Source organism: Nocardioides candidus (assembly GCF_041321175.1).
Taxonomy (GTDB): Bacteria; Actinomycetota; Actinomycetes; order Propionibacteriales; family Nocardioidaceae; genus Nocardioides.
Genome location: NZ_JBGGWC010000001.1, coordinates 524,302 through 545,032 on the forward strand (window position 1 = coordinate 524,302; position 20,731 = coordinate 545,032).

The window sequence follows — 20,731 nt, forward strand, 5'->3', positions numbered from 1 at the left end:
ACGGACCGGACCAGACTGGGGGCGTGGTCTTGGTTTCCGAACTACCCTCGGAGGGGGAGGGAAGTTCCATGGGGGTTGCGCAGCGTACTCGCGCGCGACTCGCGCTGGTCGGCGCGGTCGCGCTGCTGAGCGCTGCCTGCACCGGCCCCTCCGAGGAGCCCGGCACCGACACGAGCAACGCCGCCTCGTCCACGAGCACCGGCGCGCCCGGCTCCGACGGGCCGTCGGATCCCGCCGACCCGCAGGCGACCTATGCCGTGCACACGGTGGACGACCCCGGGCCGCGCAAGGGCGCCCTCTACGGCGACGACATGCTGCTCGTCAGCGCGAAGACGATCCCCGACGACGTCCTGAAGCAGATCATGGCGATCCGGATCGCCGGGGAGAAGGCGGTCTACGCCGCCGTACCGATGTCGATCGGGCAGTTCTCGGTCGAGAACAAGAGCTACCGGATCGCGTCGGCCGACATCGCCGGCTACCGCAGCTTCCTCGAGTCGCGGGGAGCCGACTACCAGCCGCAGTGGGACCGCATCGCCGCCGGCGAGATGGGGGTCTCCGAGGACCTCAAGAAGCGGCTCCCGCTCGACAAGGACGGCTACCTCGCGGTCGGCTCGGGCGAGAAGACCTTCCCGATCCATGTCGGGGCCTACAGCCCCGAGGTCGGCACCATCGACTTCTTCGTCAACCAGGCCTGGGGCGACGCGCTCGACCTGCCGGAGGACAACGCGCTCGTCCTCAACACCGGCACCATCTCCCCGCAGGCGCTGAAGAAGAAGCTGAAGCCGATCGTCGGCGACATCTCGATGACCGACCTCGACATCGTCGCCGAGCGCGGCCTCGACCCGGGCACCATCCAGTCGGTGCAGGTGATCGGCACCTACGCGGAGGCGGTCGGGGTCTTCCGCTACACCCCGATCGGCGGGGGCCGGGTGCAGCCGGAGGCCTCGTGGGTGAAGGCCCACATCGTCACCGACACCGTGCCCCTGCTCGGCACGGTCACCTGCAACAAGTTCATGATGCCGCAGCTCAAGGCGGCGCTGGCCGAGGTGGTCCACGAGGGTCTGAGCAAGGAGGTCTACCAGACCGCCGGCTGCTACTACCCGCGCTACATCGCGGGCACGACGACGCTCTCCAACCACTCCTTCGGGCTCGCGATCGACATCAACTCGACCGAGAACCAGCGCGGAACCGTCGGGCAGATGAGCCGCGCCGTCGTCGCGATCTTCCAGAGGTGCGGGTTCACCTGGGGCGGCGACTGGCACTACACCGACCCCATGCACTTCGAGCTCGACCGGATCGTCAACTGCGGCTGAGCGGCTGCTCCGGTCGGCGAACGGGTCTCGACGCGGTCGACCGTGACAGCGCAACTGTCACGGTTGTGCCATGATCGGCCGCATGACGCAGGAGAGCATCGCACTGGGCCAGGGCAGAGGTCCCCTCAAGGGGATCAAGGTCGTCGAGATCGCCGGCATCGGGCCGGGACCGCACGCCTGCACGATCCTCGCCGACCTCGGCGCCGACGTGATCCGGGTCGAGCGTCCGGGCGGTCAGCTGCTCAGCGGCGGCAGCCACGACGTGCTCACCCGCGGTCGGCCCAGCGTCGCGCTCAACCTGAAGGACCCCGCCGCCGCGGAGGTCGTGCTCGACCTCGTCGCGCAGGCCGACGTGCTCGTCGAGGGCATGCGCCCGGGGGTCACCGAGCGCCTCGGCATCGGGCCCGACGAGTGCCTCGCCCGCAATCCGCGCCTGGTCTACGGCCGGATGACCGGCTGGGGCCAGGAGGGCCCGTGGAGCCAGGCCGCCGGCCACGACATGAACTACATCGCGATCACCGGCACCCTGCACGGGCTGGGCCAGGTCAAGGAGACGCCGCAGTTCCCGGCGAACCTGGTGGGCGACTTCGGCGGCGGGTCGACGTACCTCGTCATCGGGGTGCTCGCGGCCCTGCTCGAGGCGAAGGTGTCCGGCAAGGGCCAGGTCGTCGACGCGGCGATCGTCGACGGCACCGCCCATCTCAACCTGATGCTCGCGGGCTTCCTCGCCGGGGGCACCTTCAAGGAGGAGCGGGTCAGCAACCTGCTCGACGGCGGCACGCCGTTCTACTCGATCTACGAGACCGCCGACGGCGAGCACATGTCGGTCGGTGCGCTGGAGCCCCAGTTCTACGCGGCGTTCGTCGACCTGCTCGGCGTGAAGGACGAGGCGCCGGGCCAGTTCGACTTCGACCGCTTCGACGAGATGCGCGCGCTCTTCGCGGCCCGCTTCAAGGAGCGGACCCGCGACGAGTGGTGCGCGGTCTTCGACGGCACCGACGCGTGTGTGGCGCCGATCCTGAAGTTCAGCGAGGCCGTCGACCACCCGCACATGAAGGCGCGCGAGATCCTGGTCGAGAAGGACGGGATCGTCCAGCCCGCACCGGCGCCGCGCTTCTCCCGCACGGAGGCCACCCTCGGCCGGCCGCCCGCACCGAAGGCCGGCGCCGACACCCGTGCCGCGCTCGAGGCCTGGGGCGTCGCCGACGTCGACGGCCTGATCGAGCGGGGCGTCGCGGTGCAGGTCGACGCCTAGCGACTGCCGGAGGATCCGACCCTGGTCGGAGGACGGCGGCGTCCCCGACGTGGAGACTGGGCGCATGGAGCACGTCGACGTCCTCATCATCGGCGCCGGACTCTCGGGCGTCGGCGCTGCCGCGCAGGTCCGCGAGCGGCTGCCCCGCAAGTCCGTCATCGTGCTCGAGGGGCGCGACGCGAAGGGCGGCACCTGGGACCTGTTCCGCTACCCGGGCGTGCGCTCGGACAGCGACATGTTCACGTTCGGCTACACCTGGCGGCCCTGGGACAGCGACATCGCGCTCGCCGACGGGCCGCTGATCCGCGACTACATCGACACCGTCGCGAAGGAGTACGACGTCGACGGGCTGATCCGCTACCAGCACCGCGTGCGGAGCGCGGCCTGGGACAGCGCGGCGCAGCGGTGGACGGTCGTGGCGGTCGTCGGCGACCCCGCGGCCGGGGAGACGGTCACCCTGACCGCCGGGTTCCTGTGGTCCTGCGCGGGCTACTACAAGTACGAGCAGGGCTTCCAGCCCACCTGGCCGGGCATGGCCGACTTCGGCGGCGAGGTGGTGCACCCCCAGCACTGGCCCCAGGACCTCGACCACGCGGGGAAGCGGGTCGTGGTCATCGGCAGCGGCGCGACAGCGGTGACGCTGGTGCCCGCCATGACCGGGGGCGACCGCCCGGCGGAGCACGTCACGATGCTGCAGCGCACGCCGACGTACGTCCTCAACAGGGCGCGGCGCGACCCGGTGGCCAAGCTGCTCCGGAGGCTGCACGCACCGGAGCGCGTCGTCTACCGCGCGGCGCGGTGGGCCAACATCCTGCAGGCGATCGGGTTCTACAAGTTCAGCATGCGCTGGCCCGAGCGGGCGAAGGCGTTCATCCGCAAGGAGGTCGTGCGGCAGCTGCCGGACGACGTGGACGTCGACGAGCACTTCACGCCGCCGTACGACCCGTGGGAGCAGCGGCTGTGCTTCGTGCCCGGCGGCGACCTCTTCAAGGCGCTGCGCAGCGGCCGGGCGTCGGTCGTCACCGACACCATCGCGGAGTTCACGCCGACCGGCCTGCGGCTGACTTCCGGCGCCGAGCTCGAGGCGGACATCGTCGTGACGGCGACGGGCTTCCAGCTGCAGCTGCCGTTCGGCGGCATCGACTTCACCGTCGACGGTGAGCCGATGGACCTGCCGTCGCGGCTCGCCTACAAGGCCCTGATGCTCAGCGGCGTGCCGAACTTCGCCTTCACGCTCGGCTACACCAACGCGTCGTGGACGCTGAAGGCCGACCTCGTCATCGACTACGTCTGCCGGCTGCTGAAGCACCTCGACGACCACGGACTGCGCAGCGCGGTGCCGGTGCCGGAGGGGGAGGTGGAGCGGCGGCCGCTGATGCTGCTCAACTCCGGCTACATCAAGCGGTCCCTGCACCTGTTGCCGAGCGAGGGCGACCGGGCTCCGTGGCGGCTCGAGCAGAACTACCTCGTCGACCGCCGCGTCATCCAGCGCGGGAGGATCGACGACGGAGTGTTGCGGTTCACGTAGGCCGGAATGCGGTCCCCGGGGCCGCGGACCCCTACGATGGTCACATCGGTCCGGCCAGTCTTGCCCCGGGCCCTGCGCCGCGAGTGCACCTCGCTCGTCGCGCACCTCGATCCGAGGCCCGCTTCCTCACCCGTCGCCGACGGGTCAGCACGGCGAGACGCCAGACCGAGAGACACTCCGTGACCTCCACCTTCGCCGACCTCGGCGTGCCCACCGACCTGCTCGCCGTCCTCGAGGCCGACCAGATCACCGTCCCCACCCCGATCCAGGCGGCGACGCTGCCCGACTCGCTCGCCGGCCGCGACGTGCTCGGCCGCGGTCGCACCGGCTCCGGGAAGACCTACGCCTTCGGCCTCCCGCTCGTCGCCCGGCTGGAGCAGACCGGCCGGCGCGCCGCGCCGAAGCGCCCCCGCGCCCTGGTGCTGGCACCCACGCGCGAGCTCGCCAGCCAGATCGACGCCACCATCAAGCCGCTCGCCCAGGCAGCCGGCCTCTCCACGACCACCATCTTCGGCGGCGTCGGCCAGGGCCCGCAGGTCAGCGCGCTCAAGCGCGGCGTCGACATCGTCATCGCCTGCCCCGGCCGGCTCGAGGACCTCATCCAGCAGGGTCACTGCAACCTGGGCGACGTCCAGGTCACCGTGCTCGACGAGGCCGACCACATGGCCGACCTGGGCTTCCTGCCCGCTGTGCGTCGGCTGCTCGACCAGACCCCCAAGGGCGGCCAGCGGATGCTCTTCTCCGCGACGCTCGACAACGCGATCAACGTCCTGGTGAAGCGGTTCCTCCAGAACCCCGCGGTCCACGAGGCCGACTCGGCGCAGTCGCCGGTCGCCAAGATGGACCACCACGTGCTGCACGTGAACCGCGAGCACCGCCTGCCCGTGCTCATCGACCTGGTGAGCGCGCCGGGCCGGACCGTGGTCTTCACCCGCACCAAGCACGGCGCCAAGGCGCTGGCCCGCCAGCTCAACAGCAACGGCGTCCCGGCGGTCGACCTCCACGGCAACCTGAGCCAGGGCGCCCGGACCCGCAACATGGACGCGTTCCACAGCGGTCGCGCGACCACCCTCGTCGCGACCGACATCGCCGCGCGCGGCATCCACGTCGACGACGTGTCCCTGGTGATCCACGCGGACCCGCCGGCCGAGCACAAGGCCTACCTGCACCGCTCCGGCCGCACCGCGCGTGCCGGCGCCGCGGGCACGGTCATCACGCTGATGACCCAGGACCAGATCGGCGACGTCCGAGCGCTCACCCGCGCCGCGGGCATCAAGGCCACCACGACCCGCGTCCACGACGCGGCGCACCCGCTGCTGAAGGACCTCGCCCCCGGCGAGCGGTCCCTCCCGGGCGGACTGGTGGCCGAGGTCGCCACGACCGCCTCCGGTGGCGGCCGGTCGCGCTCGAAGCCGAGCGGCGGCCGGTCCGGTGCCCGGTCTCGGCCGAAGGCCGGCGCGCGTGGTGGGTCGGGCGGCTCGGGCAACGGCTCCGGCGGCTCTGCGAAGAGCTCCGGCAACGGCGGCTCCGGCAACGGCGGCTCCGGCGGTCGCCGGCGCAACCCGCGCCGCTCCGGAGGCTCCGGCAACGGTGGCTCGGGCGGCGGGCACAGCGCCGCGTCGTTCAGCGGTCGCCGCTGACGCCTAGCGAGGGCTGCGTGCAGCTCTCGTCACGGCCGACTCGTAGGCCGTCACCAGGCCGCCGACCGAGAGCGGCTTGAGCCGCTCCATGACCTCGCGGAAGTGGTCGGACCGCTCGTCGTCGTACAACGGCGCGAGCTTGTCGCTGATGACCTCGTAGAGCTCCTTGGCCATCTGCTCGCCGTGCTCCTGGTAGACGGCCGCCGCGGCGACCGCGACCTCGCGCGGGAAGCCGAGCTCGAGCAGCCGGACGCCGATGGAGAGCTGGTTGCGGGCGACGAGGTACGCCGACCCGCGCACCCGCAGCACGCCGAGCGCCTGCAGCGTGGCGATGTCCTCCTCCGACAGCGGGCGGCCGGCCTTGCGCTCGAGCCGCTCGTGGTCCATCTCGACCGGCAGGTCGGACTGCCACGGGGCGAGCATGGTGCGGGCGAGGGCGATGTCCTCGGGGGTGGCCTCGGTCGGGATGCCCGCGACGTAGCGCTCGATCGCGCCGAGGGTGAAGCCGTGGCTCTGCAGCTCCTGCACCAGCTCGAGCCGCGCGACGTGCTCGGGTGTGTAGTAGCCCGACCGGCCGCGGCGCACCGGCGGCGGCACCAGGCCCTTGGTCGTGTAGAACCGCACGGTCCGCACGCTCAGGCCGACGCGTCGGGTCAGCTCGTCGAGCGTCAACAGTGCCGCTCCGGCGTCGTCGCCGGAGCCCGGTGTGATGTCCGTCGCACGAGCCTCGCCCTTGACCATGACAGTAATAGTGTCACAATCGGTTCAGCCACTCGTTGCGCGCACCCTGCGCGTGTTCCCCGAATCCAACAAGGACGGTCATGGCAGAAGCATTCGTGTACGACCACCTCCGCACTCCGCGCGGCAGGGGCAAGGCCAACGGCTCCCTCCACGAGGTGAAGCCCGTCGACCTGGCCGTGGGTCTGTTGAACGAGCTCGAGGTGCGCAACCCGGGCCTCGACACCAACCGTGTCGACGACGTCATCCTCGGTGTCGTGAGCCCGGTCGCCGACCAGGGCGGCGACATCGCCAAGACCGCCGCACTGAAGGCGGGCTACCCCGAGACCGTCGCCGGCGTGCAGCTCAACCGCTTCTGCGCCTCCGGCCTCGAGGCCGTCAACCAGGCCGCCAGCCGCGTGCGGGGTGGCTTCGAGGACCTGATCGTCGCCGGTGGCGTCGAGTCGATGAGCCGCGTGCCGATGGGCTCCGACGGCGGTGCCTGGGCCATGGACCCGGCCACCGCGCTGCAGACCAGCTTCGTGCCGCAGGGCATCGGTGCCGACCTGATCGCCACGATCGAGGGCTGGAGCCGCGAGGACGTCGACGCCTACGCCGCCGAGTCGCACCACCGCGCCGCCAAGGCGCAGGCCAACGGCTACTTCGACGGCGCGCTCGTGCCCGTCAAGGACCTCAACGGCGTGACCGTGCTCGACCGTGACGAGACCGTCCGGCCCGACACCTCGGTCGAGGGCCTCGCCGGCCTCAAGCCGAGCTTCGCCCAGATCGGCGCCGACGCGGGCTTCGACAACGTGGCGCTCGAGAAGTACCACTGGCTCGAGAAGATCAACCACGTCCACCACGCCGGCAACTCCTCCGGCATCGTCGACGGCTCCGCGCTGACCCTGATCGGCAGCGAGGAGGTCGGCCAGGAGCTGGGCCTGACCCCGCGCGCCCGCATCATCGCCACGGCCGTGTCCGGTGCCGACCCGGTCATCATGCTGACCGGCCCCGCGCCGGCCGCTCGCAAGGCGCTGGCCAAGGCCGGCCTGGAGGTCGGCGACATCGACCTGTTCGAGATCAACGAGGCGTTCGCCGCCGTCGCGATGCGGTTCATGCGCGACATGGGCATCAGCCACGACATCACCAACGTCAACGGCGGCGCGATCGCCATGGGCCATCCGCTCGGTGCGACCGGCGCGATGATCCTCGGCACCTTGATCGACGAGCTCGAGCGGCGCGACCTGCGCCGCGGCCTCGCCACGCTCTGCGTCGGTGGCGGCATGGGCATCGCGACGATCGTGGAGCGCGTGTAGCGCTCCGCGCTACCGCGCTCACCGATCGTCATTGGTGGTCGAGTAGCACGGCGCGACTGAGGGACGAAGTCGCGCAGGGCGTATCGAGACCCGGTGACGTGCTCGCCGACCGCCACCACACGACGTACCGAGAACTTCGAACAGGATTGAACAACGACATGAGCACCGACACCCAGACCGCTGTGCGCTACGAGCGGGACGCGGACGGCATCGTCACGCTGACGCTGGACGACCCCAACCAGAGCGCCAACACGATGAACGAGCTCTACCGCTCGTCCATGGAGGCCGCCGTCGAGCGCCTCTACGCCGAGCAGGACGACGTGACCGGCGTCGTCATCGCCAGCGCGAAGAAGACCTTCTTCGCCGGCGGTGACCTCAAGCTGATGACGCAGGCCACGAAGGACAACGCGGGCGACGTCTTCGCCCAGTGCGAGAGCATCAAGGCGTCGCTGCGCCGCCTCGAGCTCTTCCCCAAGCCGGTCGTCGCCGCCATCAACGGCGCGGCGCTCGGCGGCGGCCTCGAGATCTGCCTCGCGGCCAACCACCGCATCGCGGTCGACGACCGCAGCGTCAAGATCGGCCTCCCCGAGGCCAGCCTCGGCCTGCTGCCGGGCGGCGGCGGCGTGACCCGCACCGTCCGGATGTTCGGCATCCAGTCGGCGCTGATGGACGTGCTCCTCCAGGGCCCGCAGTTCGACCCGCAGAAGGCGCAGTCGAAGGGCCTCGTCAACGAGCTCGTCGCCACCCGCGAGGAGCTCGTCCCCGCCGCGAAGGCGTGGATCAAGGCCAACCCGGAGGCCTCGGCGCAGCCGTGGGACGCTCCCGGCTACAAGATGCCGGGCGGTACGCCGAAGAGCCCCGCGCTGGCGGCCTTCCTGCCCGCCTTCCCCGCCCTGCTCCGCACCCAGCTCAAGGGCGCCGACTACCCGGCCCAGAAGGCGATCATGTCGGCGGCCATCGAGGGCGCCAACGTCGACTTCGACACCGCCTCGCGCATCGAGTCGCGCTACCTGGCCAACCTGGTCGTCAACCAGGGCTCGAAGAACATGATCCAGGCGTTCTTCTTCGACCTGCAGGCGATCAACTCCGGTTCGCTCCGCCCGCAGGGCATCGAGCCGTTCAAGGCCACCAAGGTGGGCGTGCTCGGCGCCGGCATGATGGGCGCGGGCATCGCCTACGTCTGCGCCAAGGCCGGCATGGAGGTCGTCCTCAAGGACGTCGCGCAGGAGTCCGCCGACAAGGGCAAGGCCTACTCCGAGGGCCTGCTCGACAAGGCGATCAGCCGCGGCCGCTCGACGGAGGAGAAGAAGGCCGAGCTGCTCGGCCGGATCACCGCGACGACCGACCCGGCCGACCTGACCGGTTGCGACCTGGTCATCGAGGCGGTCTTCGAGGACCCGGCCCTGAAGAACAAGGTGTTCGCCGAGATCGCGCCGTTCGTCAACAAGGACGCCCTGCTCTGCTCCAACACCTCGACGCTGCCGATCACCGAGCTCGCCACCGGCATCGACCGGCCGGCCGACTTCATCGGCCTGCACTTCTTCTCCCCCGTGGACAAGATGCCGCTCGTCGAGATCATCACGGGCAAGGAGACCTCCGACGAGGCGCTCGCCAAGGCCTACGACGTCGTCCTGCAGATCAGGAAGACGCCGATCGTCGTCAACGACAGCCGCGGCTTCTACACCTCGCGCGTCATCGGCTACATGGTCAACGAGGGCATGGCGATGCTCGCGGAGGGCGTGGCGCCGTACTCCATCGAGCGGGCGACCACCTCGGCCGGCTACCCGGCCCCGGTGCTGCAGCTCTCCGACGAGCTCAACCTCGAGCTGATGGCCAAGATCGGCAAGGCGACCCGCGAGGGCATCGAGGCCACCGGCGAGACCTACGTCGGCCACCCCGGCGAGGCCGTCGTGCTCAAGATGCTCGAGGCCGGTCGTGCCGGACGCCTCCGCGGCGCGGGCTTCTACGACTACGAGGACGGCAAGCGCGGCTCCATCTGGGCCGGTCTCGCCGAGCTGTTCCCCGTGGCCGCCGAGCAGCCCGACATCCAGGACATCCGCGACCGGATGCTCTTCGCCGAGGCCCTCGAGACCGCGAAGTGCTTCGAGGAGGGCGTCATCACCTCGGCGGCCGCCGCGAACATCGGCTCGATCATGGGCATCGGCTTCCCGCCGAACACCGGTGGCGCCGCCCAGTTCATGTCCGGCTACGAGGACAAGGAGACCGGCGAGATCGGTCTGAACGCCTTCCTCAAGCGGGCCGACGAGCTGGCCGCGAAGTACGGCGAGCGCTTCCAGGCCACCGCCTGGCTGCGCGAGCTCGCCGCCTCGGGCGGCTCGTTCCCCGCCTGATCCGCTCCACCTGCTGCACCTTCGAGGGGCCCGTCGCACTGCGGCGGGCCCTTCGTCATCCCCGGAAAGCGCACCTCCCCTCGGCTTTCGCGGGATCATGGCTGGATGACGGGGAGGGAGGCCCCGGCGATCGAGGTTGCCGGGCTGCGCGTGCGATTCGGGTCGGTGGAGGCCGTCGCCGGCGTCGACCTGCGGGTCGGCCCGGGGCATGCCGTCGGACTGCTCGGTCGCAACGGCGCCGGCAAGTCGACCACGATGCGGGTGCTCGCCGGGGTGGTGCCGCCGACGGCGGGCACCGCGCTCGTGTGCGGGTACGACGTCGGCACGGAGCCGCTCCGGGTGAAGCGCTGCGTCGGCTACTGCCCGGACGTCGGCGGGCTGGTGCCGCGCGCGACGCCGTGGGAGCACCTCCAGCTCTCCGCGCGACTGCGTCGCCTCGACGCCTGGGAGGCGCGCGCCCGCGACCTGCTGGAGAGGTTCGGGCTCGGCGACGCCGCCCACCGGGTGACCGCCGGCTTCAGCCACGGCATGGCGCGCCGGCTCTCGGTGGTGCTGGCCGCGCTCCACGAGCCCCCGGTGCTGCTGCTCGACGAGCCGTTCGACGGGGTCGACCCGCTGGGTGTCGAGGCCACGATGGAGGTGGTCGACGACGCGCGCAGCCGTGGCGCGGCCGTCCTCGTCTCCACGCACCTGCGCGACCTCGCCGTGCAGGCCTGCGGAGAGGTCACCGTGCTGCGCGGTGGGGCCCGTGTCGCCACGGTGGACGCGGCGACCATGGCGGGCGAGGAGGGCGCTCGTGCCTATCGCGCTCTCCTCGGCTGACGCCCGCACCGCCGTCACCGACCTGCGGCACCTGCTGTGGTTCCGCACGCGGTCCGTACGACGGCGCACCGCCGTGCTGGGCCTCGCGGTCATCGGCCTGCTGACCGCGACCGCGGTCGTCCTCCCCGCCTGGTGGCCCGGTCGCGACGCCGCGGGAGTCACGCAGGTCGAGGACCTGCTGCCGTCGTACCTCCTGGCGATGGTGGTGCTCTGCGTCGGTTCGGCGGTCGCCTCGGGCGGCGGGCGCGAGGTGCTGGCGCGCGATGCGGCCGCGATCCACCCGGTCGGGCCGTTCGCCGACCACCTCGGCGCACTGGTGCTCGCTCCGCTCAGTGCCGCGTGGTTGCTCCAGACCTGGGCCCTCCTCGCCGGCGCGGCCTGGCTCGCCGGCCCGCGGCCCGTGCCGCTCGTGGCCGCCGAGACGCTCGCTCTCGCGTGGGTCGCGGCCTCGACGGCGGCCGGACAGCTGGTCGGCTGGCTCGTCGAGTGGCTGCGCCGCGGGCCCCGGGGCAGCCTCCACGTGCGCCTGCTCGTCGCCGGGGCGGTCGTGACGGCGGTCGGCGTCACCCGGACCTGGCAACGCCCGCCCGGCGGCGCGGCCCTGGCGCACGCCCCACCGTTCGCCCTCGTGGGCATGCTCGCCGGGCTGCTCACCGCGCTGCTCGTGCTGGTGGCCCTGGGCGCACTGGCCGCACGGCTGGCCGCGCGCCGGCCGCCCCGGGACGAGGTGCGGCTGGAGTCGCGGTCCTACTCCGCCCGGGCCGAGGCACGGTCGGACCTGATGGCGATGGTGCGCACCGACCGCGGCTCGGTCTGGCGCAGCGTGCCGGTGCGCCGCGGGATCGTGTTCCTCACCCTGGCGCCGGGCCTGGCAGCGCTGGTGCACCCCCTGTCCTGGACGACCCTGGTGGTGCTGCCCGGGCTCGTGGTGTCGGGCTGCGTGCTCCTCTTCGGGGTCAACATCTGGGCGCTCGACGGCCGCGGTCTCCTGTGGCGCGAGTCCCTCCCGGTCGCCCCGTCCGTCCAGCTGCTCGCGCGCGGACGCGTCCTGGGGGAGCTCCTCCTGGGAGCAGGGGCGCTGACCCTCCTCCTCGGAGCGGTCCGCGCCGACCGGCCCCACACCGCCGAGCTCGTCGCCGCGGTGACCGCGCTCGTCGCCGTCACCGGTCAGGCCCTCAGCGCGGGACTGCGGTGGTCCGTGCGCGCTCCGCACGCGGTCGACTACCGCTCGGCGCGCGCGACACCGGCGCCGCCGTCGACGATGGTCGGCTACTCGGTGCGCCTCTCGCTCGCCACGACGCTGACCGCGATGGTGCTCGGCTCGCTGGCCTCGGTGGGGCGCACCGACCTGGTGGTCGCCTTCGGCGCGCTGCTGCTCGCGGTGTCGGTGACGCGCGTGCTGCGCGTCGCCCGGCGCTGGTCCGACCCGGTCACCCGGGCGCGCGTGGTCGCCGCGGTCGCTGCCTGACGCGGCGGCGTCAGGCCTCGGCGGACGTCGGACCCGGAGCGGCGCCACCCTCGCGACGACGGAACCGTCGCAGGGCGAGCCACAGCGGCCCGCCGATGACCAGCAGCACGGCGGCGAACGGGAGCACCCGGCCGGAGAGCGTCGCCAGGCCGGTGGCGAAGTCGGTGAAGGCGTGCCAGCCGTCGGAGAGGCCCGCGAGGAAGCCGGCCTCCTCGGGCTCCTTCTTCTTGTCCTTCTTCGGGCCCGGCTCGGCCGGCGGGAGGGAGATGCTCACGGTGATCGTCGACATCGAGGTCTGGTTGCTCAGGTAGTGCAGCCGACGCTCCAGCGACTCGAGCTCGGCCTGGCGCCGGGAGACCTGCGACTCGATCCGGATGATGTCGCTGATCGACTGCGCGCGGTCGAAGAGGGCCTCGACCCGCGCGAGGCTGAGCCGCTGCGCACGGATGCGCACCTTGGTGTCGATCACCTTCGTGGTGACGTCCTCCTTGCCCGTGTTGGAGGACTTGAGGTCGGCCACGCCCTGCAGCGCCACGAACGCCTCGTCGAAGTCGTCGACCGGGATCCGCACCAGGAGCCGGGCGTCGGAGACGTCGCCGTCGTCGTCGGTGGAGGTCTCGCGCTCCGTGATCTCGCCGAGGAAGTGACGGACGACGTCCTCCACGTCGCCGACCGCCGCCTCCACGTCGTCGCTCTCCAGCGCGACGTCGCCCTTGGCGATGACCTTGCGCGCCTGGGCGTCGACCTCCCCAGGCCGGTCGGCGACCTCGAGGCTGTCCGCGTCCGCGTAGGAGAGGGTGCCGTTCAGCTCGTCGGTCGTCGAGCGGTGCGGCGCGCCCTTCGGCGCATCCTTCGTGGTCTCCGCGAAGCCCGCGCTCGAGCCCTTGTCGTCGCTGTCACCTCCCGAGGAGGCGCAGCCCGACGCGGCGAGGAACACGGCGACGAGCGGGAGCAGGAGACGGGACGGGCGAGCAGCGAGCCTCATGGTCGTACGACGGCAACGGCCGCCGATCGGTTCCCTGCTGCTACTCGGCGATCGCCGCGGCCGCGAGGGCGGCGGCCACCTGGGCCGCGTCGCCCGGGGGGACCAGCCCGCTGGTCACCCGCACGAACCCGGCCTCACCGGAGGCGACGAAGGGCGCACCGCCCGCCACCCGGATGCCCGACGCCGAGAGCGAGACCAGCGCGGCGGCCTCGTCGCGCACGGGGAGCCACAGGTTGATGCCGTCGGGCACCGCCAGCCCCAGGCCGTGCTCGGCGAGCGCGCCGACGAGGGTGCGTTGGCGCGCGAGGTACTGCCGACGCGCGTCGCCCACCTCGTCGAGCGAGTGGGACGAGGTCAGCAGGTCGTGCAGGATCGTCTGCAGCATCCGGGACGTCCAGGCGGGCCCGAGCATGCGCCGCGCCACGATGCGGTCGACGAGCGCCGCCGGACCACCGAGGGCGGCGATGCGGAGGTCGGGACCGTGCGACTTGGAGTAGGACCGCAGGTGCACGACGCGGTCGGGAAGCCACGTGCCGAGGCTGACGTCGGGGGCTCCGGAGATGCCGGAGGAGTGGTCGTCCTCGATGAGCCAGGGCACGGCGGCCGCGTGGCGGGCGAGCACCCGCGCCAGCTGGCCGGCCCGCTCGACGGTCATCGCGACCCCGGTCGGGTTGTGCGCCCGCGGCTGCAGCACCACGGCGACGGGCGCCGCGTCGAGCGCGCCGCGCAGGGAGCCCGGCGTGATGCCCGCGCCGTCGAGGGCGACGGGCACCACCTCCGCGCCGAGCGACTCGACCAGGTCGAAGAACGGCGGGAACCCCGGCGACTCGAGGACCACGCGGTCGCCGTACGACACGACCTGCTCCAGCGTGCGCATGATGCCGTCGGTCGCCCCGTCGACGACCGTGATGGCCTCGACGTCGTAGGGCCAGGACGCCACCAGCACGTCGTGCAGCGCCGGCAGCACCGGTTCCTCCTGGTAGGCGAGCGTGCCCGCGCGTTGCGAGACCCGGTGCAGCGCCGGTCCGAGGTCGGGCAGCAGTGCGGGGTCGGGCGTGCCGCGCGACAGGTCGAGCGGCAGCCCGCCGGGTCCGGCCCCGACGAGGTCGCGCTGTCGCGGGGAGAGCCAGGTGGCGGGGGTGTCGCACACGAAGGTGCCGGCTCGTCCGCGCGCGACGACCAGGCCCGTACGACGCAACGCCTGCCACGCGGCGGACACGGTGGCGGGTGAGACGCCCAGCTCGGCGGCCACGTCGCGGACGGTCGGGAGGCGGTCACCGGGAGCGAGCTCGCCGGCGCGGATCGCACGGCTCAGCGCCCCGGCGATCCCGCGGGGGCTGACGTCCTCCAAGTCCACCAGAACCGTGAGCTGCATGAGGCAAAACCTTGACAATGCCGTTTTCAGGGCGAAATGTTCAGCCCGGACGATAACAGAAGTCCCCGACCCCGATCCGACCCCAGCGGAGGTGGACCTTGACCGTCGTACGCGCTGCCATCAGCCAGACGACCTGGACCGGCGACAAGGAGTCGATGCTCGACAAGCACGAGCAGTTCGCCCGCGACGCCGCCGCCCAGGGCGCCCAGGTGATGAGCTTCCAGGAGCTCTTCTACGGCCCCTACTTCGGCATCACCCAGGACCAGAAGTACTACCGCTTCGCCGAGCCGGCCGACGGTCCGATCGTGCAGCGGTTCGCGGCGCTCGCGAAGGAGCTCGGCATCGTGCTGGTCCTCCCGATCTACGAGGAGGAGCAGACCGGCGTCTACTACAACACCACGGTGACGGTCGACGCCGACGGCACGATCCTCGGCAAGTACCGCAAGCACCACATCCCGCACCTCGACCGGTTCTGGGAGAAGTTCTACTTCCGCCCGGGCAACCTCGGCTACCCGGTGTTCGACACCGCGGTCGGCAAGGTCGGCACCTACATCTGCTACGACCGTCACTTCCCAGAGGGCTGGCGCGAGCTGGGCCTCAACGGCGCCCACATCGTGTTCAACCCCAACGCCACCAAGCCGGGCCTGAGCAACCGCCTCTGGGAGGTCGAGGGGCCGTGCGCCGCCGTCGCCAACGGCTACTTCGTGCTCCAGCCCAACCGGGTCGGCCGCGAGGACAACGAGTACGGCGACCTGGCGGTCGACTTCTACGGCACCAGCCAGGTCATCGACCCGCGCGGCAACTTCGTGGGCGAGCGGGGCTCGGGCGACAAGGAGGAGGTGCTGGTCCGCGACCTCGACATGGACATGGTCCAGCAGATGCGCGACGACTGGCAGTTCTACCGGGACCGCCGGCCCGACTCCTACTCGATGATCGCGCGACCCTGAGGAGGCTGCAGTGACCATCCTGATCAAGGGCGGCACCGTCGTGAGCTCGACCGGTCGCAGCGAGGCCGACGTGCTCGTCGACGGCGAGACCATCGTCGCCGTGCTCGCGCCCGGCTCGACCCTGCTCGGGCACGACCTGGCCGGGTCGGTCGACCAGGTGATCGACGCGACCGGGAAGTACGTCATCCCCGGCGGCATCGACGCCCACACGCACATGCAGCTGCCCTTCGGCGGCACCGAGGCGTGCGACACCTTCGAGACCGGCACGATCGCGGCCGCCTGGGGCGGCACGACGTCGATCATCGACTTCGCCGTGCAGAAGACGGGGGAGCGCGTCGAGGACGGGTTGTCGGCCTGGCACGAGAAGGCGCGGGGCAACTGCGCGGTCGACTACGGCTTCCACCAGATCGTGGGCGGCGTCGACGAGCACTCGCTCAAGGCGATGGAGACCCTGGTCGACGAGGGCATCACGTCCTACAAGATGTTCATGGCCTACCCCGGCGTCTTCTACGCGACCGACGACCAGATCCTCCGTGCGATGCAGAAGGCCCGTGAATTGGGGCTGTTGACGATGATGCACGCCGAGAACGGCCCCGCCATCGACGTGCTCGCCGAGCAGCTCTACAACCAGGGCAAGACGACGCCGTACTTCCACGGCATCGCGCGCGCCTGGCAGATGGAGGAGGAGGCCACCCACCGCGCGATCATGCTGGCCAACCTCACCGAGGCGCCGCTCTACGTCGTGCACGTGAGCGCGAAGCAGGCCGTCGAGCAGCTGGCCACCGCGCGTGACCGCGGGCAGAACGTCTTCGGCGAGACCTGCCCGCAGTACCTCTACCTCTCCCTCGAGGAGCAGCTCGGCGCGGCCGGGGACCCGACGTGGGGCGACTTCGAGGGCGCCAAGTGGGTCTGCTCGACGCCGCTGCGCTCCCGGGCCGAGGGCCACCAGGACGCGATGTGGCAGGCGCTGCGCACCAACGACCTGCAGATGGTCTCGACCGACCACTGCCCCTTCTGCATGAAGGACCAGAAGGAGCTCGGCCGCGGCGACTTCCGCGCGATCCCCAACGGCATCGGGTCGATCGAGCACCGGATGGACCTTCTCTACCAAGGCGTCGTCACCGGCGAGATCACCCTGGAGCGCTGGGTCGAGCTCACCTCGACCACGCCGGCGAGGATGTTCGGCCTCTACGGCAGGAAGGGCGTGATCCAGCCGGGCGCGGACGCCGACCTGGTGGTCTACGACCCCGAGGGCCACACGTCGATCGGGGTCGGCAAGACCCACCACATGGCGATGGACCACTCGGCCTGGGAGGGCTACGAGATCGACGGGCACGTCGACGTCGTCGTCAGCCGCGGCACGGTGCTCGTCGCCGACGGGGAGTTCCACGGACGTGCCGGGCACGGGCAGTACCTCAAGCGCGGCCTGACGCAGTACCTGACGTAGGAGGGATCCGATGGATTTCGGAGTTGTCATCCAGACCAACCCACCGGCCTGGCGGACGGTGGGGCTCGCGAAGCAGGCGGAGGAGCACGGGTTCGACTACGTGTGGACCTTCGACTCGCACCTGCTGTGGCAGGAGCCCTACGTCATCTACAGCCAGATCCTGGCCGAGACGCGTCGGGTGGTCGTCGGCCCGATGGTCACCAACCCGGCCACGCGCGACTGGACCGTGACGGCGTCGGTCTTCGCCACGCTCAACGAGATGTACGGCAACCGCACCGTGGTGGGCATCGGCCGCGGTGACTCCGCCGTGCGCACGCTGAACGGCAAGCCGACGACCCTGAAGGAGGTCCGCGAGGCGACCCACGTCATCCGCGAGCTCGGCAACTGCCGCCCCGTGGAGCACATGGGCTCGACGATCCGGTTCCCGTGGGCACGCTCCTCCGCCCTCGAGGTGTGGATCGCCGCCTACGGCCCGCTGGCCCTGAAGACGGCGGGCGAGGCCGGCGACGGCTTCATCCTCCAGCTCGCCGACGTCGACGTGGCGAAGTGGATGATCGCCCAGGTGCGTGACGCCGCCGAGAAGGCCGGCCGCGACCCCGATGCGCTGACGTTCTGCGTGGCCGCGCCGGCGTACGTCGGGAGCGAGGACCAGGTCGACCACATGCGCTCGCAGACCCGCTGGTTCGGCGGCATGGTCGGCAACCACATCGCCGACATCGTGGAGAAGTACGGGACCGACGCGGACTTCCCGAAGGTGCTGGTCGACTACATCGCGGGCCGCACGGGCTACGACTACAACACCCACGGCAAGGCCGACAACGACCACGTCGACTTCGTGCCCGACGAGATCGTCGACCGGTTCTGCATCCTCGGCACCCCGGAGCAGCACGTGGAGAAGCTGAGGGCTCTGCAAGAGATCGGCGTCGACCAGTTCGCCGTCTACCTCCAGCACGACAACAAGGAGGAGACGATGCGGGTCTACGGGGAGTCGATCATCCCGCACCTGCGCGACCACATCACGGCGAAGGCCTGACCCCTTGGCCCAGCTCTGGGACCGCCTCCGCGCGGTCGTGCTCGGCGTCCTCGGCGTGGCCGCCGTGGTCGCCGTCTGGGACCTCTACAAGTCGTTCGGGCCCGCCGAGGGCGTGCTGGTGGGCGACACCCGCGTGCTGCCCCGCACGACGGAGCTGGCGATGCCGCACTCGTGGCAGATGCTGCAGCGGCTAGGCGAGCCGGTCACCTCGCTCCCCGACGCCCCCGACGCGGTGCGCGCGGTGTGGGACGCGAGCATGTTCTCGCTCGGGCTGGCGGCGAAGGGCTGGGTGATCGGCGTCGTCGTCGGGCTGCTGCTCGCGCTCGCGATGAGCGCCTTCCGCATCGTCGAGTCCGCACTGCTGCCCTGGGTGATCCTCAGCCAGACCGTGCCGCTCATCGCGATAGCGCCGCTCGTCCGTCGGTGGGGCTCGGAGCTGCACATCGGCAGCCACATCTGGAGCAGCGAGGACTCGGTCGCGGTGATCGCGGCCTATCTCGCGTTCTTCCCCGTCGCCGTGGGGGCCCTGCGCGGGCTGAAGTCGCCGGACAAGACCCACGTGGAGCTGATGCGGGCGTACGGCGTCGGCTGGTGGCGGACGCTCCTCACCCTGCGGGTGCCGTCGTCGGTGCCCTACCTCCTGCCGGCGCTGCGGCTCGCCGCCGCGAGCGCGGTCATCGGCGCGGTCGTGGCCGAGGTGTCGATCGGCCTCAAGGGCGGGCTGGGCCGGATGGTCATCGACTACGCCGTCGCCGCGTCCGGTGACCCGGCGAAGCCGTGGGCGCCGATCTTCGGCGCCGTGGCGATCGGGCTGGTCGCCGCCGGCGCGATCGGCCTGCTCGGCCTCGTCCTCCGTCCGTTCCGTCTCACAGGAGTCTCCCGATGAACCAGGTCGTCACCGAACCGGCGATCTCCGTGACCGGCGTCCGCCGCGTCTTCGGCAAGGGCCGCAAGCAGGTCGTCGCCCTCGACGACGTCGACCTGTCCGTGGCCGACGGGGAGTTCGTGTCCCTGATCGGGCCGAGCGGGTGCGGCAAGAGCACGCTGCTGCGGCTCGTGGCCGACCTCGACAGCCCGACCGCCGGCACGCTCGAGGTCTTCGGCAAGCCGGCACGGCGGGCCCGGCTCGACCAGGACTACGGCATCGCCTTCCAGCAGGCCGGGCTGCTGCCGTGGCGCACGGTGGCCGGCAACGTCGAGCTCCCGCTGAAGCTGCACGGCGTCGAGAGCGCGACGCGGAAGGGGCGGGTGGCCGAGCTGCTCGAGCTTGTGGGCCTCGCCGACTTCGCGAAGAACCACCCCGACCAGCTGTCCGGCGGCATGCAGCAGCGCGTCGCCATCGCCCGCGCGCTCGCGGAGAGCCCGCGCCTGCTGCTGATGGACGAGCCGTTCGGTGCCCTCGACGAGATCACCCGCGAGCGGATGCAGAACGAGCTGGTGCGGATCTGCGCGGAGACCGGCGCCGCGGTGCTGTTCGTCACGCACTCGATCCCGGAGGCGGTGTTCCTCTCCGACCGGGTCGTGGTGATGTCGCCGCGGCCGGGGCGGATCACCGGGGTCGTCGACGTCCGGGCCGACGGCCTCGCCGGTGCGCACGACCGCACCGAGCGGGCCCGTGACCAGGAGGGCTTCTTCCGTGCGGTCGCCGACGTCAGGAGCCTGCTCCACGGCACGCCGGTGCCGACGGTCGCCGTCGACGGGTTGGAGAAGTAGTGGTCACCGTCGACCCGGTCGCGCCGCGCGAGACCCGGCCCCGCCTCCCGGTCGCCGACGTCCGGTGGAGCACCGTCCTCGCGCCGGTCGCCGTCGGCGTGCTGTTCGTCCTGGGCTGGGAGGCGCTGGTCGACCGCGCCGACATCAAGCCCTTCATCCTTCCGGCGCCCAGCGCGATCTGGGACCAGGTCACGGCCAACCGCGACAGCATCGTCTCGGGTGCGCGGGTCACGGGCAGCAACGCACTGTGGGGCATGCTCGGCGGCACGCTGCTGGGCGTGGTCGGCGCTGCTGTCGCCGGGACCTTCCGGTTCGTCGACCAGATGGCCGCCCCCGTGGTCGCCGCCCTCGCGGTGATCCCGATCGTCGCGCTGGCGCCGGTGCTCTACTCGATGTTCGGCGCCGCGGTGAACAGCGGCCGGATCATCGTGGCCGGCATCTCGGTGGCCGTCCCGGTCTACCTCAACACCCTCCGCGGCATCCGCCAGGTGCGGGCCGTGCACCGCGACCTGATGGCGGCCTACGCCGCCAAGCCCCTGCAGGTGATCCGCACGGTCACGCTGCCGACCGCGACGCCGTACGTCTTCACCGGGCTGCGGATCGCGTCGTCCCTGGCGGTCATCAGCGCGTTGATCGCCGAGTACTTCGGCGGCCCGATCGGCGGCCTCGGCAAGTCGATCACGTCCTCGGCCGCCAGCAGCAATTATCCGCTGGCGTGGGCCTACGTCACCGGGGCCATCGTGCTCGGGCTGCTGTTCTACGTCGTCACCCTCCTGGCCGAGCTCTGGTTCTCGCGCCACCAACCCGCCCCCTAGAAGGAG

The 20,731-nt window shown here is 71.6% G+C and carries 17 protein-coding genes; 14 read left to right on the forward strand and 3 right to left on the reverse strand.

Annotation, left to right across the window (positions count from 1 at the left end; translation table 11 throughout):
- Nucleotides 1–68 precede the first annotated feature (68 nt).
- The 4 genes from ACAX67_RS02595 to ACAX67_RS02610 all read left to right on the forward strand — a co-directional run bounded on the left by ACAX67_RS02595 (nucleotide 69) and on the right by ACAX67_RS02610 (nucleotide 5,736).
- Nucleotides 69–1,313 carry a M15 family metallopeptidase gene (locus ACAX67_RS02595; RefSeq protein WP_370702249.1) on the forward strand — a complete coding sequence of 415 codons (1,245 nt, stop codon included), beginning with the start codon at nucleotides 69–71 and terminating at the stop codon, nucleotides 1,311–1,313.
- Between the two features lie 82 nt (nucleotides 1,314–1,395).
- Nucleotides 1,396–2,568, forward strand: coding sequence for a CaiB/BaiF CoA transferase family protein (locus tag ACAX67_RS02600; RefSeq protein ID WP_370702250.1), 1,173 nt, complete (start codon nucleotides 1,396–1,398; stop codon nucleotides 2,566–2,568).
- Nucleotides 2,569–2,632: 64 nt separating this feature from the next.
- On the forward strand, nucleotides 2,633–4,096 hold the full coding sequence (locus ACAX67_RS02605; RefSeq protein WP_370702251.1) for a flavin-containing monooxygenase: 1,464 nt from the start codon (nucleotides 2,633–2,635) through the stop codon (nucleotides 4,094–4,096).
- 179 nt (nucleotides 4,097–4,275) lie between these two features.
- The gene (locus ACAX67_RS02610) at nucleotides 4,276–5,736 is read left to right on the forward strand and encodes a DEAD/DEAH box helicase (protein ID WP_370702252.1); all 1,461 of its coding nucleotides are present in this window, start codon (nucleotides 4,276–4,278) and stop codon (nucleotides 5,734–5,736) included.
- Between the two features lie 3 nt (nucleotides 5,737–5,739).
- On the opposite strand, the gene ACAX67_RS02615 is transcribed toward ACAX67_RS02610, so the two are convergent.
- Nucleotides 5,740–6,477: a MerR family transcriptional regulator gene (locus ACAX67_RS02615; RefSeq protein WP_370702253.1), complete on the reverse strand. Its 738-nt coding sequence runs from the start codon at nucleotides 6,475–6,477 to the stop codon at nucleotides 5,740–5,742.
- Nucleotides 6,478–6,557: 80 nt separating this feature from the next.
- Between ACAX67_RS02615 and ACAX67_RS02620 the strand changes: the two genes are divergently transcribed.
- The 4 genes from ACAX67_RS02620 (at nucleotide 6,558) to ACAX67_RS02635 (ending at nucleotide 12,410) form a co-directional block, all read left to right on the forward strand.
- The gene (locus tag ACAX67_RS02620) at nucleotides 6,558–7,769 is read left to right on the forward strand and encodes an acetyl-CoA C-acetyltransferase (RefSeq protein ID WP_370702254.1); all 1,212 of its coding nucleotides are present in this window, start codon (nucleotides 6,558–6,560) and stop codon (nucleotides 7,767–7,769) included.
- A 158-nt stretch (nucleotides 7,770–7,927) separates the two neighbouring features.
- The gene (locus tag ACAX67_RS02625; protein WP_370702255.1) at nucleotides 7,928–10,120 is read left to right on the forward strand and encodes a 3-hydroxyacyl-CoA dehydrogenase NAD-binding domain-containing protein; all 2,193 of its coding nucleotides are present in this window, start codon (nucleotides 7,928–7,930) and stop codon (nucleotides 10,118–10,120) included.
- 105 nt (nucleotides 10,121–10,225) lie between these two features.
- Entirely contained in the window at nucleotides 10,226–10,942 is a 717-nt protein-coding gene (locus tag ACAX67_RS02630) for an ABC transporter ATP-binding protein (protein ID WP_370702256.1), read from the forward strand.
- Entirely contained in the window at nucleotides 10,917–12,410 is a 1,494-nt protein-coding gene (locus ACAX67_RS02635) for a hypothetical protein (protein ID WP_370702257.1), read from the forward strand. The genes ACAX67_RS02630 and ACAX67_RS02635 overlap by 26 nt, the downstream gene beginning before the upstream one ends.
- A 10-nt stretch (nucleotides 12,411–12,420) precedes the next feature.
- Here ACAX67_RS02635 and ACAX67_RS02640 read toward each other — a convergent pair whose 3' ends face one another.
- On the reverse strand, nucleotides 12,421–13,395 hold the full coding sequence (locus ACAX67_RS02640; RefSeq protein WP_370702258.1) for a DUF4349 domain-containing protein: 975 nt from the start codon (nucleotides 13,393–13,395) through the stop codon (nucleotides 12,421–12,423).
- Between the two features lie 40 nt (nucleotides 13,396–13,435).
- The gene (locus tag ACAX67_RS02645) at nucleotides 13,436–14,770 is read right to left on the reverse strand and encodes an aminotransferase-like domain-containing protein (RefSeq protein WP_370702259.1); all 1,335 of its coding nucleotides are present in this window, start codon (nucleotides 14,768–14,770) and stop codon (nucleotides 13,436–13,438) included.
- 98 nt (nucleotides 14,771–14,868) lie between these two features.
- Here ACAX67_RS02645 and ACAX67_RS02650 point away from each other — a divergent pair, with 98 nt between their 5' ends.
- Genes ACAX67_RS02650 through ACAX67_RS02675 form a run of 6 tightly spaced genes read left to right on the forward strand, consistent with a single transcriptional unit; the run spans nucleotide 14,869 to nucleotide 20,725 of the window.
- A complete protein-coding gene (locus tag ACAX67_RS02650; protein WP_370702260.1) occupies nucleotides 14,869–15,717 on the forward strand; it encodes a nitrilase-related carbon-nitrogen hydrolase in 849 nt (282 codons plus the stop codon).
- Between the two features lie 10 nt (nucleotides 15,718–15,727).
- A complete protein-coding gene (gene hydA / locus ACAX67_RS02655; protein ID WP_370702261.1) occupies nucleotides 15,728–17,164 on the forward strand; it encodes a dihydropyrimidinase in 1,437 nt (478 codons plus the stop codon).
- Nucleotides 17,165–17,174: 10 nt separating this feature from the next.
- Nucleotides 17,175–18,197, forward strand: a complete 1,023-nt coding sequence (locus tag ACAX67_RS02660) for a TIGR03842 family LLM class F420-dependent oxidoreductase (protein ID WP_370702262.1) — start codon at nucleotides 17,175–17,177, stop codon at nucleotides 18,195–18,197.
- A 4-nt stretch (nucleotides 18,198–18,201) separates the two neighbouring features.
- A complete protein-coding gene (locus tag ACAX67_RS02665) occupies nucleotides 18,202–19,083 on the forward strand; it encodes an ABC transporter permease (RefSeq protein ID WP_370702263.1) in 882 nt (293 codons plus the stop codon).
- Nucleotides 19,080–19,910: an ABC transporter ATP-binding protein gene (locus ACAX67_RS02670; protein ID WP_370702264.1), complete on the forward strand. Its 831-nt coding sequence runs from the start codon at nucleotides 19,080–19,082 to the stop codon at nucleotides 19,908–19,910. Before ACAX67_RS02665 ends, ACAX67_RS02670 begins: the two co-directional genes overlap by 4 nt.
- Entirely contained in the window at nucleotides 19,910–20,725 is an 816-nt protein-coding gene (locus ACAX67_RS02675; RefSeq protein WP_370702265.1) for an ABC transporter permease, read from the forward strand. Before ACAX67_RS02670 ends, ACAX67_RS02675 begins: the two co-directional genes overlap by 1 nt.
- Nucleotides 20,726–20,731 lie beyond the last annotated feature (6 nt).

Bases quoted from the DNA above. Each gene is read 5' to 3' on its own strand.
- ACAX67_RS02595 (WP_370702249.1), top strand. From the start codon at position 69: ATGGGGGTTGCGCAGCGTACTCGCGCGCGACTCGCGCTGGTCGGCGCG.
- ACAX67_RS02600 (WP_370702250.1), top strand. From the start codon at position 1,396: ATGACGCAGGAGAGCATCGCACTGGGCCAGGGCAGAGGTCCCCTCAAG.
- ACAX67_RS02605 (WP_370702251.1), top strand. From the start codon at position 2,633: ATGGAGCACGTCGACGTCCTCATCATCGGCGCCGGACTCTCGGGCGTC.
- ACAX67_RS02615 (WP_370702253.1), bottom strand. From the start codon at position 6,477: ATGGTCAAGGGCGAGGCTCGTGCGACGGACATCACACCGGGCTCCGGC.
- ACAX67_RS02620 (WP_370702254.1), top strand. From the start codon at position 6,558: ATGGCAGAAGCATTCGTGTACGACCACCTCCGCACTCCGCGCGGCAGG.
- ACAX67_RS02625 (WP_370702255.1), top strand. From the start codon at position 7,928: ATGAGCACCGACACCCAGACCGCTGTGCGCTACGAGCGGGACGCGGAC.
- ACAX67_RS02630 (WP_370702256.1), top strand. From the start codon at position 10,226: ATGACGGGGAGGGAGGCCCCGGCGATCGAGGTTGCCGGGCTGCGCGTG.
- ACAX67_RS02640 (WP_370702258.1), bottom strand. From the start codon at position 13,395: ATGAGGCTCGCTGCTCGCCCGTCCCGTCTCCTGCTCCCGCTCGTCGCC.
- ACAX67_RS02645 (WP_370702259.1), bottom strand. From the start codon at position 14,770: ATGCAGCTCACGGTTCTGGTGGACTTGGAGGACGTCAGCCCCCGCGGG.
- ACAX67_RS02660 (WP_370702262.1), top strand. From the start codon at position 17,175: ATGGATTTCGGAGTTGTCATCCAGACCAACCCACCGGCCTGGCGGACG.
- ACAX67_RS02670 (WP_370702264.1), top strand. From the start codon at position 19,080: ATGAACCAGGTCGTCACCGAACCGGCGATCTCCGTGACCGGCGTCCGC.